Source organism: Eubacterium sp. AF34-35BH (genome assembly GCF_003477765.1).
GTDB lineage: Bacteria > Bacillota > Clostridia > Lachnospirales > Lachnospiraceae > Eubacterium_G.
The window spans coordinates 244,705-255,657 of sequence record NZ_QUDZ01000005.1 but is presented as its reverse complement, the minus strand read 5'-3'; the positions used below and the strand labels follow the sequence as shown (position 1 = coordinate 255,657).

Here is a 10,953-nt window from a genome sequence, read left to right as displayed (position 1 = left end):
CAACAGCCATATTAATTTAACATACTTATTTATGTTTGTCAACAACTTTTTTATTTTTTTAAAGTTTTTTCTGTCGACTAACAGATTTAAGTTGTTTGGCACCCACTCTTTGCGAGTGCATGAGATATACTACCATCTTTGGATACACCTGTCAACAACTTTTTTCATTTTTTTTCATTTTTTTTAATTTATCTCTATTCAGGCTCTATTCAATGCCTGTTTAGTAGCTCTTTAGCTTGTATTGGTGTGCTTTTAAATTTTTAACTGTTTTAATCTTCTTAATTTTTTATTCATTATCAATTTATCTTCTATTATTAGTTTTATATTTACAAAACATTTATCAAATATCTTTTTTATTCTTTATATAACTTCTTACTTTTGATATATTTCGGTTTAACATATCAAAATCTATGGAGCCATCTTTTTGGAATGCTGTAGATTCTATTGTATAGTCTCCTTTGTATCCAATGTTGTTTATGAAATCAAAAAATTTGTTAAAGTTCACAATGCCCTCACCTACAGGTAATGTTTTAAGTTTGCTCCACTCCATATAACCGCCATTATAATCATTTATATGTAAATGCTTTATGTTGTTTTCCCATAATTTTTTATTTTGATTTTCATATATGTCTTCCATTTGATTATGGAAAGCTGCCATTTTCGTATCAAATATTAATTTTGCATCAGGATATTCATTAAGTAGTCTCTTCCAATTACTTAATGGATCATGGTGATTGCAAACTACATTTTCTATGTATAAATCTATTTCATTTTCTTCAGCTATTTTTATTAATTCTCCATAGCCTTTTATGTTATTTTCTATTGTAGTATCTGAATATATTCCATCCCATAGATGCATTACCATTCTTTTTGCACCGATTTCATTTGCAATTTTACAATTTACTTTGAATTTTTCTTTGGCTGTATAAAAATTACCGTCTGCATTTTTTCCTAAATCTTCGCCTATGTGCTTTTCGCAGTGCATAACTGGAAATTCAGTTTCACATTTTTTTAATTCTTTCAATAAATTAGGAACCTTGTCATACCATGTGCTATACATCATAAATTCAAATCCATCACTATTTATGTTTGGCACACATTTTTTTATTAATGAAAAATCACGATTATTAGGCATTCCTATTAATGCTCCTGTAGAGCATAAAATTTTTTTCATTTTTTCTCCTAAACAAATATCATTTTTTATATTTATAAATTTTATTATATGTAAAAAGCTCAGACAAAACTGTCTGAGCTTTAAACGGAGAAGGAGGGATTTGAACCCTCGCGCCGCGCAAACGACCTACACCCTTAGCAGGGGCGCCTCTTCAGCCACTTGAGTACTTCTCCTTGCCTGATTATTTATCAGTATTTAATTACGCACTTCGCAGTGCATTTGTTATTATAATATAGGTGTTTTTATTTGTCAAACACTATTTTTCTTTTTCAACTCTTTGTAAATTTCTATACACACTCTTTTATCTTTGCTTCTATTCTTTCCTTAACTGTTTTTGCAATTTCCACTGTTGTTAAGTCTTTGTAGTCGTCATAATATAAAGGCTCAAGGTAATGAATTTGCACATCTACTTCTGATGTATCTTTTATGTCAAAAGGTTTGAAAGAGTCTATAAGTGCTACCGGAACAATTGGAGCTTTGGCTTTTGTGGCACTTTTAAAAGAACCACCTTTAAAATCTCCCGGTATATTTCCGTTTTTGCTTCTTGTTCCTTCAGGAAATATTATATAGTTTCTGCCTTGTTTTATTCCTTCTGTCATTTCTTTTATTATTTTCATTGCCTGACGTGGGTCATCTCTGTCCAATGCTTTTGCATCAAGTGCTTTTATTACCTGCTTTAGCAAGATTACGTCTTCCAAATCTTTTCTAATTACAAAAGATGTTGGTCTTTCATGTGTATCACAAATAAGCAGGACGTCAAATAAGCCCTGATGATTTGGTGTTAAGATGTATCCGTTTTCTTTTGGAAGATTTTCAAGTCCTGTGCATGTTATGTTTACATGAGCATATTTATTTACTCTGTGACATACATCGTGAACCTTTTTGTATCTTTCATCAATTGTGTATTTGTTCTCTTTGCCGGCTAATTTTATTTGATGAAAAAGCCAGGGAACTTTATAAAATCTTCGTGTTACTAAATATGCAATTCTATTTACTTTCATGAATATGTTCCATTCTTTTTATTATTATGCTGATTATTATACTGGTTATTATCTTTAACAATATTTTTAATGTCAAAATATTCCAATAATAATTACACTTTTTTGTAGTTGCTACTGCCCTTAGATTTCTTTATATTCTTCTATAGCTGTTTCGTATAAGTTATTTCCTTCGCTGTCAATTACAACTATTGCAGGAAAATTTTCCACATAAAGTTTTCTTATAGCCTCTGTTCCTAAATCGTCATAAGCTACAACTTCACTTTTCTTTATGGATTTTGATAAAATTGCACCTGCTCCACCTACTGCAGCAAAGTATACACAATTATTTCTTACTACTGCGTCAATTACTTCTTTTGAACGTTTGCCTTTTCCAATCATGCCTTTTAAACCTAAATCCAAAAGCTTAGGGGCATACTTATCCATTCTACTTGCCGTTGTAGGACCGGCTGAACCAATTGGTCTGCCTTCTCTTGCCGGTGATGGTCCCATATAATAAATAATATTGTTGTTCATTTCAATTGGTAACTGCTCGCCTTTTTCTAATGCTTCCCACATTCTTTTGTGTGCAGCATCTCTTGCAGTGTAAATAGTTCCTGTTATATATACATAATCTCCTGCTCTTAATTCTTTTGCAACTTCATCAGAAATTGGAGCTTTTATATTATTGTCCATTTAATTCTCCTTTAAAACTATTATTACATCTAATAAGCTTTGATTCTATTCGCTAAAGTATATTAGTCTTTAATTATATTGTTCTTGTTACGTGTCTGTTTACATGACAGCAAATATTTATTGCAACTGGTAAACCTGCAATATGTGTAGGATATGTTTCCACATTTACAGCAAGTGCTGTCTGAGTTCCACCTAAGCCTCCCGGACCAATACCTAATTTGTTTATTTTAGTTAACAACTCTTCTTCCATTTCTTTTACGTATGGAATTTTAGAGCTACTGTCGGCTGGACGTGCTAAAGCTTTTTTAGCCAAAATTGCACACTTTTCAAAAGTTCCACCCACGCCTACACCTACTACCATCGGCGGACATGCATTTGGACCTGCATCTTTTACTGCTGTAAGGACAGCATTTTTTACACCTTCTATTCCGTCGGCAGGTTTTAACATAAATACTCTACTCATGTTTTCGCTTCCAAAACCTTTTGGTGCAATTGTTATTTTCACATTTTCGCCAGGTACGATGCTGTAATGGATTACCGCCGGAGTATTATCCTTTGTGTTTTCTCTTAAAATTGGATCTTTTACTACTGATTTTCTTAAAAATCCATCCACGTATCCTTCTCTAACTCCCTGATTAATTGCATCTTCAATATTCTCGCCTACAATATGTACGTCCTGACCAATTTCAATAAAAACAACTGCCATGCCTGTATCCTGACAGATTGGTATCATGTCCTCACCTGCAATTTTCAGGTTTTCATCTAATTGCTCAAGAATCTGACATCCTAATGGTGATTTTTCATTTTTTCTTGCATTATCAAATACTTTTTTCATATCAGGTGATAGGAAATGATTTGCTTCTATACACATTTCCTTTATATTTTTGGTTATTTCTTCTGAATGGACCTCTCTCATTTTATGTAATTCTCCTTTGTTATTAACATTCCCTTGAAAAAACTTAATAGTTATTAGTTTTAATTAACATTATAATTATCAAACGATTATAAATAGCTTAGTTTAGAAGTTTAATAATACATTGTTAATTTAATTATGTGTGTTTTTATTTTGTATTTCAAAAAAGAAGCGACATAATGCCGCTTCTTTTCAAACATTTGGCATTTTGAATTATTCATTTTCAGAATTTTCTTCATCTGTTTCTTCTGAATTTTCAGCCTCTAATCTTTCAGCTTCTTCTGCATCTGCCTGAGTTACACTTTCTTTTACTTTTGTAATGCTTGCAACGACAATATCATCTTTGTTTCCGGTATTCATAAGCTTAACGCCTAAAGTTACTCTACCTAAAACTGAAATATCATCTACAAACATTCTGATTACAATACCTTCGTTCGTAATCATCATTATTTCGTTGCCATCATTAACAGCCTTTGCTCCAACAACTTCACCTGTTTTTTCTGTAATCTTGTAGCACTTAACACCTTTACCGCCACGATTCTGTAATTTGAATTCAGTAAATGGTGTACGTTTACCCATTCCGTTTGCTGAAACAATAAGAATATATTCTCCTTCTGTGTCAATTTGCATTGAGATAACTTCATCGTTACCTTTAAGTTCAATACCTCTAACACCCATTGCTGAACGACCTGTTTCTCTAACGTCTGTTTCACGGAACTTAATTCCCTGACCATTCTTTGTAACAAGCATAATGTTATGTGTGTTATCTGATATTGTCACATCAATTAATTCATCACCTTCACGTAAAGTTATAGCCTGTATACCACTCTTACGAATATTAGTATATGCATTAATAGGTGTTTTCTTAATTGTTCCATTCTTTGTAGCCATAATGAGATACTTGTTATCTTCAAATTCTCTCATCTGGACCATTGCAGAAATCTTTTCTCCAGGCTGTAGCTGTAATAAGTTTACAATAGCCATGCCTCTGGCAGTTCTTCCTGCTTCCGGAATTTCGTAGCCTTTTAATTTGTATATACGACCTGTATTTGTAAGGAATAAAATATAGTCGTGAGTTGAAACCATAAACATGTCTTTCATAAAATCATCATTTATAGTTTGCATTCCCTTAATACCCTTACCACCACGGTTCTGTGCCTTAAAGTTATCCACAGTCATTCTCTTTATGTAGCCTAAATTAGTCATTACAATAACTGTATCTTCTTCAGGAATTAAATCTTCATCGTCCATATCAATGTCGATACCGATCTTTGTTCTTCTATCATCACCGAACTTGTCTCTGACAATTTCAATTTCTTCTTTAATAACAGTTAAAAGTTTATTTTCATCTGCAAGTATAGACTTTAAGTAAGCTATCTTTTCCATTAATTCCTTGTATTCATTTTCAAGGTCTTCTCTTGCTAAACCTGTTAACTGTCTGATTCTCATATCAACAATAGCCTGTGCCTGAGCATCTGATAAACCAAATCTTTCAGATAATTTTGCCTTGGCATCTGCTGTTGTTCTTGAATTTCTAACAATCTGAATAACTTCATCAATATTATCAAGTGCAATTAATAAGCCCTCAATAATATGAGCACGTTCTTCAGCTTTATTTAATTCAAATTTTGTACGACGTGTAACAACATCCTTCTGGTGTTTTAAATATTCATCTAACATCTGAAGTAAATTAAGAACTTTTGGTTCTCCGTTTACTAACGCAAGCATTATTACACCAAATGAATCCTGTAACTGTGTATGTTTATACAACTGATTTAAAATTACATTTGCATTTGCATCACGACGCACTTCAATAACTACACGTGTACCTTCCTGATCTGATTCGTCACGAAGGTCAGTGATACCATCAATTCGCTTTTCTTTTACTAAACTTGCAATCTTTTCAACAAGTTTTGCTTTATTTACCATGTATGGAAGTTCAGTAACAACAATTCTGCTCTTACCATTATCCATTGTTTCAATTTCAGAGACTGCACGCGTTTTTATTTTTCCACGACCTGTTCTGTAAGCTTCTTCAATTCCTTTTCTACCAAGAATTGTAGCACCTGTTGGAAAATCAGGTCCTTTTACAATTTCCATGATTTCTTCAATTTCAGTGTCTCTGTTTTCCTGAACTCTGTTATCAATAATCTTAACGATTGCATTAATTGTTTCAGCTAAATTGTGAGGTGGAATACTAGTAGCCATACCTACGGCAATACCACTTGTACCATTAACGAGAAGGTTTGGATATCTTGCAGGTAATACTGAAGGTTCCTTTTCCGTCTCATCAAAGTTAGGTATAAATTCTACAGTATCTTTGTTGATATCTCTAACCATTTCCATGGAAATCTTGCTAAGACGTGCCTCTGTATAACGCATTGCGGCAGCGCCGTCACCATCTTCTGAACCAAAGTTTCCGTGACCATCAACTAATGGATATCTTGTGCTCCAGTCCTGAGCCATATTTACTAATGCTCCGTAAATTGAACTATCACCATGTGGATGGAATTTACCCATTGTATCACCAACGATACGGGCACACTTTCTGTGTGGCTTGTCAGGTCCGTTGTTAAGTTCAACCATTGAATAAAGTACACGTCTTTGTACCGGCTTCAAACCATCTCTAACATCAGGAAGAGCTCTTGCTGCGATTACACTCATGGCGTAATCAATATAAGAGGTTTCCATTGTTTCCTTTAAGTCTACTTCATGAATTCTATCAAATATCTTATCGTCCACTTAATGTTCCTCCTATATATCTAAGTTTTGAACAAACTTTGCGTTTGCCTGAATAAATTCTCTTCTTGGTTCAACATCATCGCCCATAAGAGTTGTAAATGTTAAATCCATTTCTGTTAATGTATCTTCGTTTATTTTTACCTGTTTTAAAATTCTTGTTTCAGGATTCATTGTTGTATCCCAAAGCTGTGATGCATCCATTTCTCCCAAACCTTTGTAACGCTGAATCTTGTTCTGATTGTCACGTCCAATTTCTGTAAGAATCTTATCAAGTTCTGCATCACTGTATGCATAATAATTTTTCTTATTTCTTGTTACCTGATAAAGTGGTGGCATTGCTAAATATACATGGCCATCCTTAATAAGTTCAGGCATAAATCTATAAAAGAATGTAAGCATAAGTGTATCAATATGAGCACCGTCAACATCGGCATCAGTCATAATGATAATCTTGTCATAACGTAATTTGCTAATGTCAAATTCATCATAAATTCCTGTACCAAATGCTGTAATCATTGAACGGATTTCTTCGTTCTGCATAATTCTGTCTAATCTTGCTTTTTCTACATTTAAGATTTTTCCTCGAAGAGGTAATATAGCCTGAGTTGCTCTAACTCTTGCCTTTTTGGCTGAGCCACCGGCAGAATCTCCCTCTACTATAAAGATTTCACATTTTTTTGGATCCTTATCTGAGCAGTCAGATAATTTTCCAGGAAGTGCTGCTACATCTAAAACTGTTTTTCTACGTGTAGTTTCTCTTGCCTGTCTTGCTGCTTCTCTGGCACGCTGTGCAAGTACAGCTTTTTCGCAAATTATTTTTGCCACACCAGGATTCTGTTCAAGAAAGTATGTAAGCTGTTCGCTTACAACACTATCAACGGCAGTTCTGGCTTCACTGTTTCCTAATTTCTGTTTTGTCTGACCTTCAAACTGAGGATCTTCGATTTTTACACTAATGATTGAAGTTAAGCCTTCTCTGAAATCTTCACCTGAAAGATTATCTTCTTTTTCTTTCAAAATCTTATTTTGACGGGCATAGTTATTTAATGTTTTTGTTAAAGCTCTCTTAAAACCTTCAACCTGCATACCACCTTCCGGTGTGTTAATGTTGTTTACAAAGCTGAAAGAATTTTCGTTATATGCATCATTGTGCTGCATTGCCACTTCAACATAAACATTGTTTACTGTGCCTTCACAATATATTACATCTTCATACAAAGGAGTCTTGCCCTTGTTTAAGTAAGTTACAAACTCCTTAATACCACCTTCATAGTGGAATGTTTTTTCAATTGGCTCCTCAGGTCTTACATCTCTTAAAATAATCTTAAGGTTCTTTGTAAGGAACGCAGTTTCTCTTAATCTTGTTTCTAACACGCTATAATCGTAAACTGTGTCTTCGAAAATTGTTTTATCTGGTAAGAACTTTACCTCTGTTCCTGTAAATTCAGGATCGCAATCTCCAATTATTTCAAGTCCACCTAATGCATGACCTCTTTGATATTTTTGGTGATGAATCTTTCCATCACGACATACTTTTACTTCAAGCCATTCTGATAAGGCATTTACTACTGACGCACCTACACCATGAAGTCCACCGGAAACCTTATATCCGCCTCCACCAAACTTTCCTCCGGCATGGAGCACTGTAAATACCAACTCTATTCCTGATTTTCCTGTTTTTGTATTAATACCTGTAGGAATTCCACGGCCGTCATCTTTTACTGTAATTGAATTATCTTCATTTATCTGCACATCAATTGTATCGCAGTATCCGGCTAAAGCTTCATCTACTGCATTATCAACAATTTCATAAACCAAATGATGAAGACCTCTTAAAGATGTTGAACCAATATACATTCCCGGCCTTTTTCTAACTGCTTCAAGTCCTTCTAAAACCTGAATCTGATCTGCTCCATACTCATTTTCTACATTTGTGTTGTTACCCATTAGTAACTCCTTTCAGTTAAACTGTCTTTTCTTCTACTTTTCCTTCTGTTACCTGGAAAACCTTATTTATTTTAAATCTGTTTTCTATAAATTCATCTAACCCGGTACATGTAATAATAGTTTGAATATCATCAATGCTGTTAAGTAAATGATTTTGTCTCTCTGAATCAAGTTCCGACAAAACATCATCAAGTAACAATACCGGTGTATCATTTATTAGATTCTTTACTAACTCTAATTCTGCTAACTTTAGAGATAAAGCAATTGTTCTTTGCTGTCCCTGACTTCCATAAATTCTGATATTCTTGTCGTCATTAAAAAATAACAAATCATCTTTATGTGGACCAATGGATGTTGACTTATACTTAATATCTCTGTCTCTGTTTTCTTCAAGTTGCCTTAATAAATCTTCTGCCTCACAATTTTTGTTATAAACAATATTAATATCTTCCAATCCACCTGTAAGTTGTTTGTGTATTGGTTTAATTATCTCGTTTATTTTTTCTATAAAGTTGGTTCTTCTTTCAATAATTTTTGAACCATACTGTGCTAATTGTCCATCCCAAACATCAAGTGTCTGCTTTAGTTCTGGTTTAAAATAAATATCTTTTAATAATTTATTTCTTTGAGCAATAATTTTGTTATAGTTGGTTAAATTATAAACATATATTTTGTCTAACTGGCACAATTCCATATCTACGAACTTTCTTCTCTCCGATGGACCTTTCTTGATAATTTCCAAATCCTCTGGAGAAAAAATAACAACATTAAAAAGCCCAAAAAGTTCACTTGCCTTTTTTATTGGTATTCCATTTATGGCAATACCCTTTGTTTTATTCTTGCGCAAATGAATATCTATTCTCTGTTCCCTGTTGTTCTTTTCCAAATATAACTTAATGTGTGCCTCACCTGAATCTAAGTTAATTAATTCAGCGTCCCTATTAGTTCTATGAGACTTTGTAGTGCTGCAAACATATATTGATTCTAATATATTTGTTTTTCCCTGGGCATTGTTGCCATATAAAATATTTGTTTTTTCATCTAAATCAAGTTTCAATAATTTGTAATTTCTAAAATTACTTAATTCTACTTTTTTTACAATCATTACTTAACTAAAACCACAGTTCCTTCAAATTCAAATGTATCTCCAGGGTAAAGTTTCTTACCTCTTCTTGTATCAACTTCACCGTTCACTTTTACCTGTCCATCCTGAATTAAGAATTTTGCATCCACACCAGAACCAACAATGCCTGCTAATTTCATAGCCTGGCCTAATTTTATAAAATCATCTTTTATAGTAATACTCAAATCTTCCATTTTTATCCAAATTATTCAGTGCTGAATAATATTCCTTTCTTGTCTTAGTCTGATTGTGACTTTTACTGAACTACAGGAAGAACAATGTAAATATAGCTTCCCTCTTCATCTTTAATAAAACATGGAGCTTTAGGGTTAGTAAAGAACATGCTTACTTCTTCCTGATCTAAAACTTTCAAAATATCAATAAGGAACTTAGGGTTAAAGCTTATTAATAAATCGTCTCCATCCTTTGTAATTGGAATACTTTCATCCATTGAACCTATAAATGTATTAATAGTTAATTCCATTTCTGTATCTTTCATTGATAAGAATACAGGTTTCTTGTCTCCTTCTTTTATCAAAAGAGTTGCTCTGTCTATACAATCAGCCATTTCTTTCTTGTTAATTGTAATTCTTGTTTTGTAATCATTGCTAATCATCTTGTCTGTATCAAAGAAGTTAGTTGATTCAATTAATCTTGAAACTACAATAGTGTCATCGAATTCAAAAAGAATATGATTTGAAGTAAAGTAAATATTTACATCATCATCTACTCCACCATTTAAAATTTTACTGATTTCATTAAGTGATTTACCTGGAACTAATACTTTGTAATTTCCATAGTTTTCTTTTAGTTCAATATTTCTAATTGCAATACGGAATTTATCTAAAGCTACAACTTTAAGCTTACTTCCGTTTACTTCAAATAATTCACCTGTAAGTAATTTATTTTTTTCAGCATCATTAATTGCGAAACTTGTTTGTCTGATAATTTCCTTTAATGAAAACTGTGAAATAGTAATCTTGTCTTTCTTTTCAATAACAGGTAGATATGAGAAATCTTCTGCTGACTTTATGAGAATGTTAAACTTAGCATTTTCACATGTAATATTAGCAGTACTTTCATCCTTTACTTCTATAGTTACATCATTGTCCGGAAGCTTTCTTACGATTTCTGAAAAAATCTTTGCATCAATAGCAATGCTTCCTGCTTCAGCAATTTCACCTTGTACTGTAGTCTCAATACCAAGTTCCATATCATTAGCAGTAAATTTAATAATACCTTCAGTGGCATCAATAAGGATACATTCTAATATAGACATTGTAGTTTTTGATGAAACAGCTTTCATTACAATGTTAATACCAGTTATCAAATCTGATTTTTTACAAATTAACTTCATGGGTAAATCTCCTTCAAATTTCGT

General features: G+C 32.9%; 9 protein-coding genes and 1 tRNA gene. All 10 read right to left on the bottom strand.

From position 1 onward, the window contains the following. Nucleotides 1–340: 340 nt before the first annotated feature. Nucleotides 341–1,174, bottom strand: a complete 834-nt coding sequence (locus DWZ69_RS07870; RefSeq protein ID WP_118000034.1) for a TIM barrel protein — start codon at nucleotides 1,172–1,174, stop codon at nucleotides 341–343. 85 nt (nucleotides 1,175–1,259) lie between these two features. Next, a tRNA-Ser gene (locus DWZ69_RS07865) sits at nucleotides 1,260–1,347 on the bottom strand. A gap of 114 nt (nucleotides 1,348–1,461) precedes the next feature. Next, nucleotides 1,462–2,175 carry a lysophospholipid acyltransferase family protein gene (locus DWZ69_RS07860; protein WP_118000033.1) on the bottom strand — a complete coding sequence of 238 codons (714 nt, stop codon included), beginning with the start codon at nucleotides 2,173–2,175 and terminating at the stop codon, nucleotides 1,462–1,464. Between the two features lie 120 nt (nucleotides 2,176–2,295). After that, complete coding sequence (locus DWZ69_RS07855) at nucleotides 2,296–2,847, bottom strand: Fe-S-containing hydro-lyase (RefSeq protein ID WP_022164583.1); 552 nt, start codon at nucleotides 2,845–2,847, stop codon at nucleotides 2,296–2,298. Between the two features lie 73 nt (nucleotides 2,848–2,920). Then, nucleotides 2,921–3,763 carry a fumarate hydratase gene (locus tag DWZ69_RS07850; protein ID WP_118000032.1) on the bottom strand — a complete coding sequence of 281 codons (843 nt, stop codon included), beginning with the start codon at nucleotides 3,761–3,763 and terminating at the stop codon, nucleotides 2,921–2,923. A gap of 210 nt (nucleotides 3,764–3,973) precedes the next feature. Then, entirely contained in the window at nucleotides 3,974–6,502 is a 2,529-nt protein-coding gene (gene gyrA, locus DWZ69_RS07845) for a DNA gyrase subunit A (protein ID WP_118000031.1), read from the bottom strand. 12 nt (nucleotides 6,503–6,514) lie between these two features. Beyond that, on the bottom strand, nucleotides 6,515–8,449 hold the full coding sequence (gene gyrB / locus DWZ69_RS07840; RefSeq protein ID WP_118000030.1) for a DNA topoisomerase (ATP-hydrolyzing) subunit B: 1,935 nt from the start codon (nucleotides 8,447–8,449) through the stop codon (nucleotides 6,515–6,517). Between the two features lie 16 nt (nucleotides 8,450–8,465). Next, nucleotides 8,466–9,554, bottom strand: coding sequence for a DNA replication/repair protein RecF (gene recF / locus DWZ69_RS07835; protein ID WP_118000029.1), 1,089 nt, complete (start codon nucleotides 9,552–9,554; stop codon nucleotides 8,466–8,468). Next, the gene (locus DWZ69_RS07830) at nucleotides 9,554–9,766 is read right to left on the bottom strand and encodes an RNA-binding S4 domain-containing protein (RefSeq protein ID WP_022164588.1); all 213 of its coding nucleotides are present in this window, start codon (nucleotides 9,764–9,766) and stop codon (nucleotides 9,554–9,556) included. Before DWZ69_RS07830 ends, recF begins: the two co-directional genes overlap by 1 nt. Nucleotides 9,767–9,828: 62 nt before the next feature. Further along, complete coding sequence (dnaN, locus tag DWZ69_RS07825) at nucleotides 9,829–10,929, bottom strand: DNA polymerase III subunit beta (protein WP_118000028.1); 1,101 nt, start codon at nucleotides 10,927–10,929, stop codon at nucleotides 9,829–9,831. Between the last annotated feature and the right edge of the window lie 24 nt (nucleotides 10,930–10,953).

Bases quoted from the DNA above. Each gene is read 5' to 3' on its own strand.
- DWZ69_RS07850 (WP_118000032.1), bottom strand. From the start codon at position 3,763: ATGAGAGAGGTCCATTCAGAAGAAATAACCAAAAATATAAAGGAAATG.
- DWZ69_RS07830 (WP_022164588.1), bottom strand. From the start codon at position 9,766: ATGGAAGATTTGAGTATTACTATAAAAGATGATTTTATAAAATTAGGC.
- dnaN (WP_118000028.1), bottom strand. From the start codon at position 10,929: ATGAAGTTAATTTGTAAAAAATCAGATTTGATAACTGGTATTAACATT.
- DWZ69_RS07860 (WP_118000033.1), bottom strand. From the start codon at position 2,175: ATGAAAGTAAATAGAATTGCATATTTAGTAACACGAAGATTTTATAAA.
- recF (WP_118000029.1), bottom strand. From the start codon at position 9,554: ATGATTGTAAAAAAAGTAGAATTAAGTAATTTTAGAAATTACAAATTA.
- gyrB (WP_118000030.1), bottom strand. From the start codon at position 8,449: ATGGGTAACAACACAAATGTAGAAAATGAGTATGGAGCAGATCAGATT.
- DWZ69_RS07870 (WP_118000034.1), bottom strand. From the start codon at position 1,174: ATGAAAAAAATTTTATGCTCTACAGGAGCATTAATAGGAATGCCTAAT.
- DWZ69_RS07855 (WP_022164583.1), bottom strand. From the start codon at position 2,847: ATGGACAATAATATAAAAGCTCCAATTTCTGATGAAGTTGCAAAAGAA.